The following is a 16117-nucleotide window of genomic DNA, read 5'->3' as shown; positions in this document are numbered from 1 at the left end:
TTCAGTCGCCCAGCTTGGCGCGCTGTTCACGCACTTTCTGCAGGGTTTCGCCGAACTGCGCCATGCGCGCCTTCTCCTGTTCGACGACCGCCGCAGGGGCGCGTTCGACGAAGCTGGCGTTCGACAGCTTGCCGTTGGCCTTGGCGATCTCGCCTTCCAGGCGCGCAATTTCCTTGTCCAGGCGAATGCGCTCGGCGGCCACGTCAATCTCGACGTGCAGCATCAGGCGGCTGGCGCCTACGACCTGAACCGGCGCGCCGGCATCGGGCAGGGCGTCCAGCACGTCGACCTGGCTCAGCTTGGCCAGCGCAGCCAGATACGGCGCGTTGCGCTTGAGCGTGGGCGCATCGCCTTGGGCGCACAGCGGCACCTTCAGGGCGGGCGACAGGTTCATTTCGCCGCGCAGCGCGCGCACCGCTTCCACCTGGGCCTTGAGTTCGGCCACGTCGGCCTCGGCCGCCACGTCCACGGCAGCCGGATTGGCTTGCGGGTAGGGCTGGACGCTGACGCTGTCGGCCACGCCTTCCTTGCGCTTGCCGGCCACCACCGACACCTTCTGCCACAGTTCTTCCGTGATGAACGGAATGACCGGGTGCGCCAGGCGCAGCACGCATTCCAGCACGCGGATCAGCGTGCGGCGCGTGCCCAGCTGCTGGGCGGGCGTGCCGGTCTGGATCTGCACCTTGGCCAGTTCCAGGTACCAGTCGCAGTACTCGTCCCACACGTAGCGGTACAGCGCATTGGCGATGTTGTCGAAGCGGTAGTCGGCGAATCCGCGCGCCACGTCGGCTTCCAGCGTCTGCATCTGGCTGATGATCCAGCGGTCAACGAACGAGGTCTCGCCTGCGTCCGCGCCCGTCAGGTCGTGGCCTTCGGTATTCATCAGCACGAAGCGCGTGGCGTTCCACAGCTTGTTGCAGAAGTTGCGGTAGCCCTCGCAGCGCTTCAGGTCGAAGTTGATGTTGCGGCCCAGCGTGGCGTAAGCCGCCATCGTGAAGCGCAGCGCGTCGGTGCCGAAGGCGGGGATGCCATCCGGATACTGGCGGCGCGTGGCTTTTTCGATGGCGCCCGCCTGCTTGGGGTTCATCAGGCCATAGGTGCGTTTGGCGACCAGGCCGTCCAGGTCGATGCCGTCGATCAGGTCGACCGGGTCTAGCGTGTTGCCCTTGGACTTGCTCATCTTCTGGCCGTCGGCGTCGCGGATCAGACCGTGCACGTAGACGTGCTTGAACGGGATCTGGCCGGTCAGGTGCGTGGTCAGCATGACCATGCGGGCGACCCAGAAGAAGATGATGTCAAAGCCCGTGACCAGCACGCTGGAGGGCAGGTAGCGTTGCAGGTCCGGTGTGTTTTCCGGCCAGCCCAGCGTCGTGAAGGGCACGAGGCCCGACGAAAACCAGGTGTCCAGCACGTCCGGGTCGCGGGTGAGCTCGCCCGTCACGCCGGCGGCGCGCGCCTGTTCGATGGCGCCGGCTTCGTCGTGGGCAACGAAGACCTGGCCGTCTTCCGAATACCAGGCCGGGATCTGGTGGCCCCACCACAGCTGGCGCGAGATGCACCAGTCCTGGATGTTGTTCAGCCACTGGTTGTAGATGGTCGTCCAGTTGTCCGGATAGAACTTGATGCGGCCGTCGGCTACGACTTCCAGCGCCACTTCGGTGATGCTCTTGCCCGGGTTCAGCGTGCCTTCCGGGGCCGGCTTGCTCATGGCGACAAACCACTGGTCCGTCAGCATGGGCTCTAGCACGACGCCGGTGCGGTCGCCCTTGGGCTGCATCATCTTGTGCGGTTCGATCTTGACCAGATAGCCTTCGGCGTCCAGTTGGGCGACGACCGCCTTGCGCGCTTCGTAGCGCTCCAGGCCCTGGAACTGCTTGGGGCCGTTTTCATTGATGTGCGCATCCAGCGTGAAGATCACGATCAGCGGCAGATCATGGCGCATCGCGCAGGCGTAGTCGTTGAAATCGTGGGCGCCGGTGATCTTGACGCAGCCGGTGCCGAATGCGGGGTCGACGAAATCGTCCGCGATGATGGGGATGTTGCGGTCGCACAGCGGCAGTTCGACTTCCTTGCCGATCAGGTGCTGGTAGCGCGGGTCGTCGGGGTGCACGCACAGGGCGCCGTCGGCCAGCATCGTTTCCGGGCGCGTCGTGGCGATCGTCATGCCGCGCAGCGTGACGGTCTGGCCGTCCTTGTCGACGATGGTCTGAGGTCCGTCGACGAAGGGGTAGAGGATGTGCCACATGTGGCCATCGGTCTCTTCGGACTGGACTTCCAGGTCGGACACGGCGGTCAGCAGCTTCGGGTCCCAGTTGACCAGGCGCTTGCCGCGGTAGATCAGTCCCTGTTTATGCAGGCGCACGAAGGTTTCCACCACGCCGCGCGACATGCGGTCGTCCATGGTGAAATATTCGCGGGGCCAGTCGGCCGACGCGCCCAGGCGGCGCACCTGCTCGGTGATGGCGTTGCCCGACTTTTCCTTCCACTCCCAGACCTTTTCCACGAATTTTTCGCGGCCGAGGTCGTGGCGGGAAACCTTCTGAGCGTCCAGCTGTCTCTCAACAACGATCTGGGTGGCGATTCCGGCGTGGTCGGTGCCGGGGATGAACACGGTGTCGTCGCCCGCCATGCGGCGGTAGCGCACCAGGCCATCCATGATGGTCTGGTTGAAGGCATGGCCCATGTGGAGCGTGCCCGTCACGTTGGGCGGCGGGAACTGGATCACATACGGCTGGCTTTCCGTCCCCGTTTTTACGTGCTGGCCCGCCGTGAAGTAGCCGCGCTTGTCCCACTCGGCATACCAGCGGGATTCCAGTTCGGAGGGTTCGAAGCTCTTGGAGAGTTCCGGGGTGTCGCTCGCGGGATTCGCGGCGTTCGGGGGGGCGGCTTGAGTCATTACAGGGTTCCGGCAAACAGGGCGCCCGGCGTAGGGATACGGGCAGCAAACCGCTCATTTTAAGATGTAATGCGGTCTTCTCAGCGTGTTAGAATACCGGGTTACTGTAAACCTTTTAGAAGTCCCTGAATTCATTAAGGATTCCTTCGGAAATGCGCACGGAAAAGTCCGCGTTTCAGAAATCCGAAGCAGAATTGAGGGCGCGTCTGATCGGTAGGCAGTGTCGAATCCCTGCCTTGGCCATGTGGTTCAGGACGGCCCGGAGCGTTCAGCAGAACTGTTCAAACAATCCGGACCGCCTGTGCGCCAATCGCGCGATGACACTTCAAGGGTGACACCGACAAGTGCAGAGCCACGCCAGGCAATTCATCAGAAACCAGTCAGAAATCAGCTTTCGGAGTTCTTATGTCCATCCAACGCACCCTCTCGATCATCAAGCCCGACGCCGTCGCCAAGAACGTCATCGGCCAGATCGTCGGCCGCTTCGAGCAAGCCGGCCTGAAGGTCATCGCCGCCCGCCTGGCGCAACTGTCGCGCGCCGATGCCGAGCGTTTCTACGCCGTGCACTCGGAACGCCCCTTCTTCAAGGACCTGGTCGATTTCATGATCTCGGGCCCGGTCTTCGTGCAAGTGCTGGAAGGTGAAGACGCCATCCTGAAGAACCGCGACCTGATGGGCGCCACGGACCCGAAGAAGGCTGCTCCCGGCACCATCCGCGCCGATTTCGCCGACAGCATCGACGCCAACGCCGTGCACGGCTCGGACGCTCCGGAAACGGCTGCTGTCGAAATCGCTTTCTTCTTCCCCGAAATCAACATCCACAGCCGTTGATTTCTCCGGAAGCACTGTTTTAGTTTTTTAGCGTTACCCAGGTCATGGAATCCGTCGAACGAATCAATCTGCTGGGGCTGGATGGCTCCGCCCTGTCCGAACTTGTCGGGCAGTGGGGCGGCAAGCCGTTTCGCGCCCGCCAGCTGCAGCGCTGGATGCATCAGCGCGGCGCCGATTCGTTCGACGCCATGACCGACCTGGCCCGCGAGTTCCGCGGCCAGCTTGCGTCGCATTGCCGCATCGAGGCCTTGCCCGTCAATATCGAGCAGCGCTCGACCGACGGCACGCGCAAGTGGCTGTTCGACGTGGGGCAGGGCAATGCCATCGAAACCGTCTTCATCCCCGAAGACGATCGCGGCACCCTTTGCATTTCCAGCCAGGCCGGCTGCGTGGTGAACTGCCGCTTTTGCTCGACCGGGCACCAGGGCTTCAACCGCAACCTGAAAACCAGCGAAATCATCGGCCAGTTGTGGTGGGCCAAGCGCGTGCTGGAAGCCGACATCGGCACCGCCCGCCTGGAAAGCGCCAAAACCACCGAAGATACGCGCGTCATCAGCAACGTGGTGATGATGGGCATGGGCGAGCCCCTGCTCAACTACGACCAGGTCCTGCCGGCGCTGCGCCTGATGCTGGACGACAACGCCTACGGCTTGTCCCGCCGTCGCGTCACGGTGTCCACCTCGGGCGTCGTCCCCATGATGGACCGCCTGTCGCAGGACTGTCCGGTGGCGCTGGCCGTCTCGCTGCATGCGCCCAACGATGCGCTGCGCGACGAGCTGGTGCCGCTGAACAAGAAGTACCCGCTGAAAGAGTTGCTGGCGGCGTGCGAACGCTATCTGGCGTTCGCCCCGCGCGACTTCATCACGTTTGAATACTGCATGCTGGACGGCATCAACGACACCGACCAGCACGCCAAGGAACTGATCCAAATTGCACGCCAGCTGCGCTGCAAGCTCAATCTGATTCCGTTCAACCCCTTCCCCGAGTCGGGCCTGAAGCGCTCCAACTCAGCACGCGTCAAGGTGTTCGCGCAGCGTCTGATGGACGCGGGCATCATCACGACCGTGCGCAAGACCCGGGGCGACGATATCGATGCAGCTTGTGGTCAACTGGCCGGAGAAGTGCGGGACCGCACTCGGATTACCGAGCGCAATGCCGCACAGCGCCAGACCATACCAATTAAACAGGTGCATGCATGACGCAGGATTTCGCTTCTGCAGTTTCTGAAACGCCCGCCAGCGCTGCGGGCAGCGTGGGCTCGGCATTGCGAACGCTGCGCCAGTCCAAAGGCTGGTCGCTCGACGAAGTGTCCAGCCGCATCAAGTTTTCCACGAAGCAGATCGAAGCCCTAGAAAACGAAGCGTGGGCGGACCTGCCCACCGGCGTTTCCCTGCGCGGCCTGGTCCGTAACTACGCGCGCCTGCTGGGCGCGGATTCTCAAGCCATCGTCGATTCGCTGGACCCCAAAGCCCGTGTCACCGGTCCGGTGAAACTGAGCCCGGGCGCCCTGCATTCGGCGCATTCCATCCCCCAGTCCAGCGCCGACGACGACCGTTCGTCCTCGACCTCCTGGGGATGGCTCATCGCCATCGTGCTGGTGCTGGCCGCCGGCGTGGCGTATGCCTTCTGGCAAGGCTGGTTGCCGCAGCAATGGCTGCCGTTCGACTGGCTGCAGAAGCCGACCAAGTAACCCGGTTCCACCGATGCAAGATTCTCCTCTGCCTTGCCAGGATGTGCCGCCTCCCTCCGTGGGGGCCGCGCTGCGCCGCGCCACGCGTTCGGTGGCGGTGAAGTGGGGCGATCGCGTCGTGATGGTGGGCGGCGACGCCCCGGTCGTGGTGCAGTCCATGACCAACACCGACACCGCCGACGCCATCGCCACGGCGATCCAGGTCAAAGAGCTGGCGCTGGCCGGCTCCGAGCTGGTGCGCATCACGGTGAATACGCCCGAAGCGGCTCGCGAAGTGGTCGCCATCCGCGAACAGCTCGACCGCATGGGCGTGAACGTGCCGCTGGTGGGCGATTTCCACTACAACGGCCACAAGCTGCTGACGCAGTTTCCCGAATGCGCGCAGGCGCTGTCCAAGTACCGGATCAACCCCGGCAACATGGGCGGCGGCAAGCGGCGCGACGACAACTTCGCGCAAATGATCGACGTGGCCTGCCGCTACGACAAACCCGTGCGCATCGGCGTGAACTGGGGCAGCCTGGACCACGAGCTGATGGCGCGCAAGATGGACGAAAACAGCCGCCGCGCGCAGCCCTGGGAGGCCCAGGCCGTGATGCGCGATGCGTTGGTCGTGTCGGCCATTTCCAACGCGCAGCGTGCCGAAGAGCTCGGCCTGCGGCGCGACGCCATCATCCTGTCCTGCAAGGTCAGCCATGTGCAGGACTTGATCGCGGTCTACCGCGATTTGTCCGTCCGTTGCGACTACCCCCTGCATCTGGGCCTTACCGAAGCCGGCATGGGCAGCAAAGGCATCGTGGCGTCCACCGCCGCGTTGGCGGTGCTGCTCCAGCAGGGCATCGGTGACACCATCCGCATTTCGCTCACGCCGGAACCCGGTGGCGATCGCAGCCGCGAAGCCATCGTGGCGCAAGAGATCCTGCAGACGATGGGTCTGCGCGCGTTCACGCCGATGGTGGTGGCATGCCCCGGTTGCGGCCGCACCAGCAGCACGTTCTTCCAGGAGCTTGCTGATAGCATCCAGTCCTACCTGCGCCGCCAGATGCCGGTCTGGAAAGCGCAGTATCCGGGCGTCGAAAGCATGAACGTCGCGGTCATGGGCTGTGTGGTCAATGGGCCGGGCGAAAGCCGTCATGCCGATATCGGAATCAGTCTGCCGGGAACGGGCGAAGTGCCTGCGGCGCCGGTATTCGTGGACGGCGAGCGCACGGTTACGCTCAAAGGCGACCATATCGCCGAAGAGTTCCAGGCCATCGTCGAAGACTACGTGGCGCGCCGTTACGGCGCGCTCGCCTCTCATTAAAAGAAAGGGTGTAGCCGTGGGCGCGCCGGCAGGCGCGTGATACGGCATGATCAAGATGACTCAAGCTTTCCAGAAAGTGGCCGCCATACGCGGCATGAATGACGTGTTGCCCGGGACGAGCGCCCGCTGGGAACAGTTCGAGGAAATCGTGCGCGGCTGGCTGCGCGGCTATGGCTACCGCAATGTGCGTACGCCCGTGCTTGAGCATACGCGCTTGTTCACGCGCGGCATCGGCGAAGTGACCGACATCGTCGAAAAAGAGATGTACACGTTCACCGACGCATTGAACGGCGAATCGCTGACGATGCGTCCCGAAATGACTGCCGGCATCGTGCGCGCCTCGATCGAGCACAACATGCTCTATGACCGCCCGCAGCGCGTCTACTCGATCGGCCCCGTGTTCCGCCACGAGCGCCCGCAGCGCGGCCGCTACCGCCAGTTCCATCAGATCGACGTCGAGGCCCTGGGGTTTGCCGGCCCTGACGTGGACGCCGAACTGATCGTCATGCTGGCCCGCTTGTGGAAGCTGCTGGGGCTGAAGGATGTGCGTCTGGAACTGAATTCGCTGGGTCAGCCCGCCGAGCGCGCCGCGCACCGCGCCGCCCTGATCGAGCACCTGGAAAAGCACCGCGACATCCTGGACGAAGACGGCCAGCGCCGCCTGTACACCAACCCGCTGCGCGTGCTGGATACCAAGAATCCGGCCATGCAGGAAATGGCCAACAGCGCGCCGCGCCTGTTCGACTTCCTGGGTGAAGAATCCCGCGCGCACTTCGATGGCGTGTGCCAGCGCCTGACGGACGCCGGCATTGAATACAGCCTGAACCCGCGCCTGGTGCGCGGCCTTGACTACTACAACCTGACGGTGTTCGAGTGGGTCACCGACCGCCTGGGCTCCCAGGGCACGGTCTGCGGCGGCGGTCGCTATGACGGCCTGGTTGAACTGCTGGGTGGCAAGCACGCGCCTGCGGTCGGCTTCGCGATCGGCATGGAGCGCCTGCTGGACCTGTGGGAACAGAGCATGCAGCTGGAAGCGCCGGCCGAGTGCGACGTCTATGTGGTGCACCAGGGTGAAGAGGCCCAGCGTCTGGCTGCCCGGGTCGGCGAAGACCTGCGCGACGCCGGCCTGTCGGTGATCGTGCATGCCGGTTCGGCTGGTTTCAAGTCCCAATTCAAGCGCGCGGATGCCAGCGGCGCCAAGGTTGCGGTTATTCTTGGCGCCGATGAAGTCGCGTCGCAGACCGCCAGCGTCAAATATTTGCGCGCGGACGCCCAGGGCGAGGCCGCTCAGCAGCAGGTCCCGCTGACGGATCTGGCTGCGGTACTGAACAACAAGGGTTAAGGCATGGCATACGATCTCGAAGAACAGGAAAAACTGGACGCAATCAAGGCGTGGTGGGCGCGTTACGGCACGTTGATCGTCACGCTGTTTGCCGTCGTTGCCCTGGCATGGGGCGGCTGGTGGGGCTGGAAGGCGTACGAATCGCACCGCGCCAATCAGGCCATGGGTTACTTCGAAGCCCTGGAAGACGCGGCCCGTCTGGGCGGCGCCGATTCCTCGGTGCGCATCAAGACCGCCGCCGCCACGCTGCGCGAACAATATCCGGCCACCGGCTACGCCGCACGCGGCGCGCTGGTCGCGGCGCAAGCCCTGCAAGCCCAGAAAGACGAGGCTGGCGCCCGCGAGCAGCTGGAATGGCTGGCCGCGCAAGGCAAGAACCCGGCCATGCAATCCGTGGCGCGCCTGCGCCTGGCCGGCCTGTTGCTTGATCAGAAGCAATATGACGCGGCGCTAGCGCAATTGAACAACCCGCCGGCCGCCTTTGCCGCCTTGTTCGCGGACCGCCGTGGCGATATCCTCGCTGCGCAAGGCAAGCGCGACGAAGCGCGTGCGGCATGGCAAAGCGCCATTGATGGCCTGGGCACGTCGAATCCGATGACCCAGGTTGTGCAGTTGAAATTGGATGCCTTGAGCGGAGCGTGACTGTAATGCGTAAATTTGCACCTGGTCGTACGTGGCGTGGCGCCGTTTGCCTGGCAAGCTTGCTTGCGCTGGGCGGATGTGGCTTGTTTTCGCACGATGACGGCCGTTACGATCCCGCGCCGCTGACCGAGTACAAGGCCGGTATGTCCGTGCATCAGGTCTGGTCGACCTCGATCGGCAGCGGATCCGGCCTGGGCTTCGCGCCCACGGTCCTGGGCAGCGCCGTGTACGCCGCCACGCCGGACGGCTCGGTGGGCAAGTTTGACCTGCAAAGCGGCCGTCCCCTCTGGAAGGCCAAGACCGACGGCAAGCTGTCGGCCGGCGCCGGCAGCGATGGCACCACCACCGCGGTGGCCTCGCCCGACGGCGACGTGATCGCCTTCGACGACAACGGCAAGGTGAAGTGGAAGGTCCGCGCCACCAGCGACGTCACGATCCCGCCCGTGGTGGGCTACGGCATCGTGGTCGTGCGCAGTGGCGACTACCGCATCCAGGCGTTCGACGCCAACAGCGGCGAACGTGTCTGGAGCGTGCAGCGCCCCGGTCCGTCGCTGGCCCTGCGCAGCGTGTCGCAGATGGTGCTGGCCGAAGGCCTGGTCATCACCGGCCTGCCGGGCGGCAAGCTGATGGCGATTGCCTCCAACAGCGGTAATGTGCAGTGGGAAGGCACCGTGGCCACGCCCAAGGGCGCAAGCGACCTCGAGCGCCTGACCGACGTCGTCGGTGTCCCGCGCATCGCGGGTAATCTCCTTTGCGCGGTCGCCTATCAAGGGCGTATCGTCTGCTTTGACGTCACGGCGGGTGGCCGCCCGTTGTGGGCCAAGGATTTTTCCAGCGTCAGCGGCTTGACGCTGGACGAGCGTTTCGCCTATTCGGCTGACCAGAACAGCGTCGTCAGCGCGTTTGCGCTGGATAATGGCGGCAATGTCTGGAAGCAGGCAGCGCTGAAGAACCGCCAAGTCACCGCACCGGCTATGCTGGGTGGAGCGCTGGCAGTGGGCGACCTGGAAGGCTACCTGCACTTCCTGTCCCGTAGTGATGGCAGCCTGATGGCGCGGCTGTCCGTGGGTGGAGGCGCCGTCGTTTCGCCGCCGCAAACCACCCCCCAAGGTGTGCTGGTCCAGACGGGAAATGGCAATCTCGTCATGATCGGCGCCAACTAAAACCTATAGAACAAAGCCTTACACCGTGTCTTTCAAGCCTGTCGTTGCCCTGGTCGGTCGCCCCAATGTGGGGAAGTCGACCCTTTTCAACCGCCTGACGCGATCGCGCGCCGCGTTGGTGGCCGATTTTTCCGGCCTGACCCGCGATCGCCATTACGGTGAGGGCAGGGTAGGCGAGATCCCGTTCATCGCTATCGATACCGGCGGTTTCGAACCCGTCGCCAAGGACGGCATCCTGCTGGAGATGGCCCGCCAGACGCGGCAGGCCATCGCCGAAGCGGATGTGGTGGTGTTCCTGGTGGACGCCCGCGCCGGCATCAATGCACACGACCACGAAATCGCGCAGTTGCTGCGCAAGTCCGGCCAGCAACGCGTGCTGTTGGCGGTGAACAAGGCGGAAGGGATGGGTCTGGGCCCGGCCATCTCCGAGTTCCACGAGCTGGGATTGGGCCAGCCCTATCCGATTTCGGCGGCGCACGGCGACGGCATCGTCGATCTGATCGAGCTGGCGCTGAAAGACCTGGCCGAGCCGCCTGCCGAAGAAGAAGTCTTCGAGGAAGGCGATCACGATCACCGCATCAAGCTGGCGATCGTGGGCCGTCCGAACGTCGGCAAATCGACCCTCATCAATACCTTGATGGGCGAAGAACGCGTGATCGCGTTTGACTTGCCCGGCACGACGCGCGACGCCATCGAGATCGATTTCGACCGTGATGGCCGCCGTTACACGCTGATCGACACCGCCGGCCTGCGCAAGCGCGGCAAGGTATTCGAGGCCGTTGAAAAATTCTCCGTCATCAAGACGCTGCAGGCCATCGAGGCCAGCAACGTCGTGCTGCTGATGCTGGACGCGCACACCGAGATTTCCGAGCAGGATGCCCACATCGCGGGCTTCGTGCTGGAAACCGGCCGCGCCGTCGTGGTGGCCATCAACAAGTGGGATGGCCTGGACGGCGAGGAAAAAGAACGCATCGAGCGCGAATTCCAGCGCAAGCTGCGCTTCCTGTCGTTCGCGCGCATGCACACCATTTCAGCGTTGCGCGGGCAGGGCATCAAGCCGCTCTTGAAGTCCATCAATTCGGCGCACGCCGCCGCGTTCGCCAAGCTGTCCACGCCCAAGCTGACACGTGAACTGCAGGCCGCCATCGAGCAGCAGCAGCCTCCGCGCAAGGGCATTTTCCGTCCCAAGATGCGCTATGCGCACCAGGGCGGGCAGAACCCGCCGCTGGTCGTCATTCACGGCAATGCGCTGGACGCCATCCCGGATTCGTATCGCCGCTACCTGGAAACGCGTTTCCGCAATGCGTTCGATCTGGCCGGCACGCCCTTGCGCATCGAATTCAAGTCTTCGCACAACCCCTACGCGCAGGAAAGCTGATCCATGAGCCGTTTCTGGAGTCCCGTGGTCGGGACGCTCAGTCCGTATGTCCCGGGCGAGCAGCCCAAGCTTCAGAATCTGATCAAGCTGAACACCAACGAGCATCCTTACGGGCCGTCGCCCAAGGTGCTCGACGCCATTCGCGCAGCCTGCGACGATACGCTCAAGCTGTACCCTGACCCCTCGTCCGATCGCCTTCGCCAGACGATCGCGTCGACGATGGGCGTGCAGCCGGGCCAGGTTTTCGTGGGCAACGGCTCCGACGAGGTGCTGGCGCATGTTTTCCTGGCGCTGCTCAAGCACGAGCGCCCGCTGCGTTTCCCGGACATCACCTACAGTTTCTACCCGGTCTACTGCGGCCTGTACGGCATCGAATACGAAACCGTGCCGCTGACGGCAGACTTCCGCATCAATGTGGAAGACTACCTGCCCCGGGCTGGCGCTCAGGCCGGGGCCATCATTTTCCCGAATCCCAATGCGCCCACGGGCCGCGCACTCAGCTTGGCCGAAGTCGAGCGCATCGTCGCGGGCAACCCCGACGCCGTCGTCGTGGTCGATGAAGCCTATGTAGATTTCGGTGGCGAATCAGCCGTGGGCCTGGTTGCGCGCTACGACAACCTGCTCGTCGTGCAGACGCTGTCCAAGTCGCGTTCGCTGGCGGGATTGCGCGTCGGCTTCGCCGTGGGTAGCGCCGAGCTCATTGATGGGCTCGACCGCGTAAAGAACAGTTTCAACTCCTACCCCATCGATCGTCTGGCATTGGCCGGCGCAGTGGCGGCATTGGAAGATACAGAGTACTTTGAGAAGACTCGCCAAGCCGTGATCGAAACCCGGTCGCGGATGACGGCGGGCCTGGCGTCGCTGGGGTTTGAAGTGTTGCCGTCGGCCGCGAATTTCGTGTTCGCGCGGCACCCCTCCAAAGACGCTTCGGGCCTTGCCGCCGCTTTGCGCGAGCGCAGCATCATCGTGCGTCATTTCCGTCATGCGCGCATCGATCAGTTTCTTCGCATTACCGTGGGCACGGACGAGCAGGTAGACCTGCTTCTGAAGGGGCTCGCGGAGGTCCTGCAAGCGTGATGGTCATGGGCTTTTCAGCTTGAAAACTCTGGTGTCACTTTTGCTTCCCGGCCAAGTAGCACGGGCCGGGAAAACCCTGTAGAGTACGTATTTCGGTGTGCTCCACCAGTACAAAAAAGCACATCATCACTCAATAACAAACAAATGGAGCCTGGCCAATGAGCAATAAAGGGCAAACTCTGCAAGATCCGTTCCTGAACACGCTGCGCAAGGATCATGTGCCCGTGTCGATTTACTTGGTGAACGGTATCAAGCTTCAAGGGCAAATCGAATCGTTTGATCAATACGTGGTGCTGCTGCGCAATACGGTCACGCAAATGGTCTACAAGCATGCCATTTCTACCGTTGTTCCCGCCCGCGCCGTGAATTTCCAGGTGGAAGTCCCTGCTGAGTAATCTCGCTCCAGCTGTACCTTTTTTTGCCCGCCAGACGGATGACGTCGGCGGGCATTTTCGCTTTGGCTCCAATATGGTGCATGTATGCGCGCTCTGATTATCAGCGTGGATCTGGGTGATCCGGACTTCACGGCCCATGCCGAGGAATTTGCCATGCTGGCCAAGGGCGCAGGCGCGGAAGTCGTCGGCACCCTGACCGCCCGGCGCGACCGGCCCGACGCCAAGTTCTTCATCGGCTCCGGCAAGGCAGACGAGGGCGTCGCGATGGCGCAGGCCTTGTTGGCCGACATCGTCCTATTCGACCAACCCTTGTCTCCCGCCCAGCAACGCAACCTGGAGCGCGCCTTCAACTTGCGCGTGGTGGACCGTGTCGCTCTCATCCTGGACATCTTCGCGCTGCGCGCGAAGAGCCATGAGGGCAAGCTGCAGGTCGAGCTGGCGCAGTTGCAGCATCTGTCCACGCGCCTGACGCGCATGTGGAGCCACTTGGAGCGCCAGCGCGGCGGCATCGGGATGCGCGGCCCCGGCGAATCCCAGCTTGAAATGGACCGCCGCATGATCGGCGCCAAGGTCAAGACGTTGCGCGAGCGGCTGGACCGCGTCGAGCGCCAGCGCGTGACGCAGCGCCGCGCGCGAGCCCGCGGGGGGGCGCTGTCGGTGTCGCTTGTGGGTTACACCAATGCCGGCAAGTCCACATTGTTCAACGCATTGACGCGCGCGGACACCTACGCTGCCGACCAGCTATTCGCGACGCTGGATACGACCACGCGGCGCATCTGGATCGAGGGGGCCGGGAACGTTGTGGTATCGGACACGGTCGGATTCATCCGCGACCTGCCTCATGACCTGATCGCCGCGTTCCGGGCGACGCTGGAAGAGACGGTGCACGCGGACCTGTTGCTGCACGTGGTCGATGCGGCGAGTCCGCAGCGCGACGAACAGATTTTCGAAGTGAACAAGGTCCTCGCTGAAATCGGCGCCTCCGCCGTTCCCACCATTCTGGTATACAACAAGATTGACCGGGCTGGTTTGGAACCCCGGGTGGAGCGCGATGCACATGGTACGATTGCGCGAGTATTTGTAAGCGCCACCGAGCGCGCCGGTCTGGATGCGTTGCGCGGGGCAATTGCGGAGACCGGACAGATTGTGGGAAACAATGCCGCGAATTATCAAACTCTTCAATCTGAATGACCCCGGTTGGGGTCGTGGAAACAACAATGGCTCCGAGCCGCCGCCGAAGCGGCCTCAAGGCAACGGAGACGGCCCTCCCGACCTGGACGAGGTCTGGCGCGATTTCAATAATCGCATCGGATCCCTATTCGGGCGCAAGGGCGGTGGCGGTGGCAACAACCGTCCCGGCAACCGTGGCGGCATGACGCCGCCTTCGCCGCGTGGTGCGCGCATCGGCCTGGGCGTCATCGCCCTGGTCGCTGTGGGCATCTGGGCGGCCAGCGGCTTCTACATCGTGCAAGAAGGCCAGGTCGCGGTTGTGACCCAGTTCGGCAAATACAAAAGCACGTCGCAGGCCGGTTTCCAATGGCGCCTGCCGTACCCCATTCAAAGCCAGGAAATCGTCAACGTGTCGCAGCTGCGTACGTTTGAAGTCGGTTTCCGCGGCGGTTCGCGCAACAAGGTGCTGCCTGAAGCGCTGATGCTCACGACGGACGAGAACATCGTCGATATGCAGTTCGTCGTCCAGTATCGCCTGCGGGCCGACGGCGCGCCGGACTACCTCTTCATGACGCGCGACCCGGACGAATCCGTCCGCCAGGCCTCTGAAACGGCTATGCGCGAAGTCGTGGGCAAGCAGTCGATGGACTTCGTGCTGTACGAAGGTCGCACGATGGTCGCCACGCAAGTCCAGGCGCTGATGCAGCAGATCCTGGACCGCTACCAGAGCGGCGTCCAGGTCAGCACGGTCGCCATCCAGAACGTGCAGCCGCCCGAGCAGGTGCAAGCCGCGTTCGATGACGCCGTCAAGGCCGGTCAAGACCGCGAGCGCCAAATCAACGAAGGCCAGGCTTACGCCAATCAAGTTGTGCCGCTGGCCAGTGGCCAGGCTTCGCGCATGACTGAGCAGGCCGAAGGCTACAAGGCCAAGGTCGTGGGCGACGCACAGGGTAATACGTCACGCTTCACCAGCATCCTGGGTGAATACGAAAAAGCGCCGCAGGTCATGCGCCAGCGCATGTACCTGGAAAGCATGCAGGACATCTTCACGCGCGCCAGCAAGGTCATGGTCGACACCAAGAGCAACAACAACATGTTGTACCTGCCCTTGGACAAGATCATGCATCTGGCCGCTCAAGATGGCGGCAAGTCCAGTGTCGGCAACCCGGGTTCGCCTGCGTTGATCAGCCCGCCGGTTCAGCCGCCGTTGCGTAGCGGCGCGGTCCCGGTGCCTCAGTCTTCCGGCAGCAGCAATAGCAACACGCTGCCTCGCGACCGTACGTCGCGCTAACCCGGAGGAGTCCTGATCATGCAACGTTTTATGCCCATCCTGGTCGGCCTGCTCATCCTGCTGGCCGCCCTGTCTTCCTGCGTCTTCGTCGTGCGCGAGCGCGACTACGCCCTGGTGTTCTCGCTGGGTGAAGTGCGCAAGACCATTAGTGAACCCGGCCTGTACTTCAAGGCCCCGCCGCCGTTCCAGAACGTCGTGACGCTGGACAAGCGCATTCTGACCATCGAAACCAACGAAGCCGAGCGCATCCAGACTTCCGAAAAGAAGAACCTGCTGATCGATTCGTACGTCAAGTGGCGTATTGCGGATCCCCGCCAATACTACGTCTCGACGGGCGGCAACGAGCGCGTGGCGCAAGAGCGCCTGCAAGCGCTGATCCGCGACGCACTGAACGCATCGGTCAACGTGCGCACGGTGCGCGACGTGGTCTCGACCGAACGCGACAAGATCATGGCCGAGATCCTGACCAACGTGGCCAAGCGCGCCGAGCCCCTGGGCGTGCAGATCGTCGACGTGCGCCTGCGCCGCATCGAGTTCGCTCCGGAAATCTCGGAATCGGTGTATCGCCGCATGGAAGCGGAGCGTACGCGCGTCGCCAACGAGCTGCGTTCCATCGGCGCCGCCGAAGGTGAAAAGATCCGCGCCGAAGCTGACCGCCAACGCGAAGTGATCGTGGCCCAGGCGTATGCCAAGGCCCAAGGCATCATGGGTGAAGGCGATGCCGCCGCGGCGTCGATCTACGCGCAGGCCTACGGCAAGAACCCGCAGTTCTACACGTACTACAAGAGCCTGGAAGCCTACCGTGCTTCGTTCTCGAAGCCGGGCGATGTGCTGGTGGTCGACCCCAGTTCCAGTTTCTTCCAGTTCATGAAGGATCCGGCCGGCGCAGCCTTGGCGCCGGTCACCGTGCCGGCCAAGTAAGGCGGCGCACGTAGCGAAACG

General features: G+C 63.5%; 14 protein-coding genes. 13 read left to right on the top strand and 1 reads right to left on the bottom strand.

The window, feature by feature from the left end; genetic code table 11:
* Window position 1: 1 nt before the first annotated feature.
* Window positions 2-2896, bottom strand: coding sequence for a valine--tRNA ligase (locus HG262_RS07570; protein WP_169270432.1), 2895 nt, complete (start codon window positions 2894-2896; stop codon window positions 2-4).
* A 405-nt stretch (window positions 2897-3301) separates the two neighbouring features.
* Here HG262_RS07570 and ndk point away from each other — a divergent pair, with 405 nt between their 5' ends.
* The 13 genes from ndk to hflC all read left to right on the top strand — a co-directional run bounded on the left by ndk (window position 3302) and on the right by hflC (window position 16096).
* The gene (gene ndk / locus HG262_RS07565) at window positions 3302-3727 is read left to right on the top strand and encodes a nucleoside-diphosphate kinase (RefSeq protein WP_006223997.1); all 426 of its coding nucleotides are present in this window, start codon (window positions 3302-3304) and stop codon (window positions 3725-3727) included.
* Window positions 3728-3771: 44 nt separating this feature from the next.
* A complete protein-coding gene (gene rlmN / locus HG262_RS07560) occupies window positions 3772-4926 on the top strand; it encodes a 23S rRNA (adenine(2503)-C(2))-methyltransferase RlmN (RefSeq protein ID WP_169270431.1) in 1155 nt (384 codons plus the stop codon).
* Window positions 4923-5417 (top strand): helix-turn-helix domain-containing protein, encoded by a 495-nt coding sequence (locus tag HG262_RS07555; protein ID WP_169270430.1) that lies wholly within the window; start codon window positions 4923-4925, stop codon window positions 5415-5417. Before rlmN ends, HG262_RS07555 begins: the two co-directional genes overlap by 4 nt.
* Before the next feature lie 13 nt (window positions 5418-5430).
* Window positions 5431-6717 (top strand): flavodoxin-dependent (E)-4-hydroxy-3-methylbut-2-enyl-diphosphate synthase, encoded by a 1287-nt coding sequence (gene ispG, locus HG262_RS07550; RefSeq protein WP_169270429.1) that lies wholly within the window; start codon window positions 5431-5433, stop codon window positions 6715-6717.
* A 55-nt stretch (window positions 6718-6772) separates the two neighbouring features.
* On the top strand, window positions 6773-8059 hold the full coding sequence (hisS, locus tag HG262_RS07545; protein WP_211187002.1) for a histidine--tRNA ligase: 1287 nt from the start codon (window positions 6773-6775) through the stop codon (window positions 8057-8059).
* A 3-nt stretch (window positions 8060-8062) separates the two neighbouring features.
* Window positions 8063-8701, top strand: a complete 639-nt coding sequence (locus HG262_RS07540) for a tetratricopeptide repeat protein (protein WP_169270427.1) — start codon at window positions 8063-8065, stop codon at window positions 8699-8701.
* A 5-nt stretch (window positions 8702-8706) separates the two neighbouring features.
* Window positions 8707-9864 carry an outer membrane protein assembly factor BamB gene (gene bamB, locus HG262_RS07535; RefSeq protein ID WP_169270426.1) on the top strand — a complete coding sequence of 386 codons (1158 nt, stop codon included), beginning with the start codon at window positions 8707-8709 and terminating at the stop codon, window positions 9862-9864.
* 25 nt (window positions 9865-9889) lie between these two features.
* On the top strand, window positions 9890-11242 hold the full coding sequence (der, locus tag HG262_RS07530) for a ribosome biogenesis GTPase Der (RefSeq protein ID WP_169270425.1): 1353 nt from the start codon (window positions 9890-9892) through the stop codon (window positions 11240-11242).
* A gap of 3 nt (window positions 11243-11245) precedes the next feature.
* Entirely contained in the window at window positions 11246-12319 is a 1074-nt protein-coding gene (gene hisC, locus HG262_RS07525; protein ID WP_169270424.1) for a histidinol-phosphate transaminase, read from the top strand.
* A 158-nt stretch (window positions 12320-12477) separates the two neighbouring features.
* Window positions 12478-12714: an RNA chaperone Hfq gene (hfq, locus tag HG262_RS07520; protein WP_006218585.1), complete on the top strand. Its 237-nt coding sequence runs from the start codon at window positions 12478-12480 to the stop codon at window positions 12712-12714.
* 84 nt (window positions 12715-12798) lie between these two features.
* Complete coding sequence (gene hflX / locus HG262_RS07515; protein WP_169270423.1) at window positions 12799-13905, top strand: GTPase HflX; 1107 nt, start codon at window positions 12799-12801, stop codon at window positions 13903-13905.
* Window positions 13871-15175: an FtsH protease activity modulator HflK gene (gene hflK / locus HG262_RS07510; protein WP_169270422.1), complete on the top strand. Its 1305-nt coding sequence runs from the start codon at window positions 13871-13873 to the stop codon at window positions 15173-15175. Before hflX ends, hflK begins: the two co-directional genes overlap by 35 nt.
* A gap of 18 nt (window positions 15176-15193) precedes the next feature.
* Window positions 15194-16096, top strand: a complete 903-nt coding sequence (hflC, locus tag HG262_RS07505; protein ID WP_169270421.1) for a protease modulator HflC — start codon at window positions 15194-15196, stop codon at window positions 16094-16096.
* The last annotated feature ends 21 nt before the right edge of the window (window positions 16097-16117 follow it).

Origin of the sequence: Achromobacter sp. Bel (genome assembly GCF_012928505.1) — a bacterium.
GTDB lineage: Bacteria > Pseudomonadota > Gammaproteobacteria > Burkholderiales > Burkholderiaceae_B > Achromobacter.
This window is presented reverse-complemented; position numbering and strand designations above follow the sequence as displayed.

Excerpts from the sequence above, each read along its gene's own strand:
- ispG (WP_169270429.1), top strand. The coding sequence starts at position 5,431 with ATGCAAGATTCTCCTCTGCCTTGCCAGGATGTGCCGCCTCCCTCCGTG.
- hisC (WP_169270424.1), top strand. The coding sequence starts at position 11,246 with ATGAGCCGTTTCTGGAGTCCCGTGGTCGGGACGCTCAGTCCGTATGTC.
- HG262_RS07555 (WP_169270430.1), top strand. The coding sequence starts at position 4,923 with ATGACGCAGGATTTCGCTTCTGCAGTTTCTGAAACGCCCGCCAGCGCT.
- hflX (WP_169270423.1), top strand. The coding sequence starts at position 12,799 with ATGCGCGCTCTGATTATCAGCGTGGATCTGGGTGATCCGGACTTCACG.
- hflC (WP_169270421.1), top strand. The coding sequence starts at position 15,194 with ATGCAACGTTTTATGCCCATCCTGGTCGGCCTGCTCATCCTGCTGGCC.
- hisS (WP_211187002.1), top strand. The coding sequence starts at position 6,773 with ATGACTCAAGCTTTCCAGAAAGTGGCCGCCATACGCGGCATGAATGAC.
- hflK (WP_169270422.1), top strand. The coding sequence starts at position 13,871 with ATGCCGCGAATTATCAAACTCTTCAATCTGAATGACCCCGGTTGGGGT.
- HG262_RS07570 (WP_169270432.1), bottom strand. The coding sequence starts at position 2,896 with ATGACTCAAGCCGCCCCCCCGAACGCCGCGAATCCCGCGAGCGACACC.
- rlmN (WP_169270431.1), top strand. The coding sequence starts at position 3,772 with ATGGAATCCGTCGAACGAATCAATCTGCTGGGGCTGGATGGCTCCGCC.
- ndk (WP_006223997.1), top strand. The coding sequence starts at position 3,302 with ATGTCCATCCAACGCACCCTCTCGATCATCAAGCCCGACGCCGTCGCC.
- bamB (WP_169270426.1), top strand. The coding sequence starts at position 8,707 with ATGCGTAAATTTGCACCTGGTCGTACGTGGCGTGGCGCCGTTTGCCTG.
- HG262_RS07540 (WP_169270427.1), top strand. The coding sequence starts at position 8,063 with ATGGCATACGATCTCGAAGAACAGGAAAAACTGGACGCAATCAAGGCG.
- hfq (WP_006218585.1), top strand. The coding sequence starts at position 12,478 with ATGAGCAATAAAGGGCAAACTCTGCAAGATCCGTTCCTGAACACGCTG.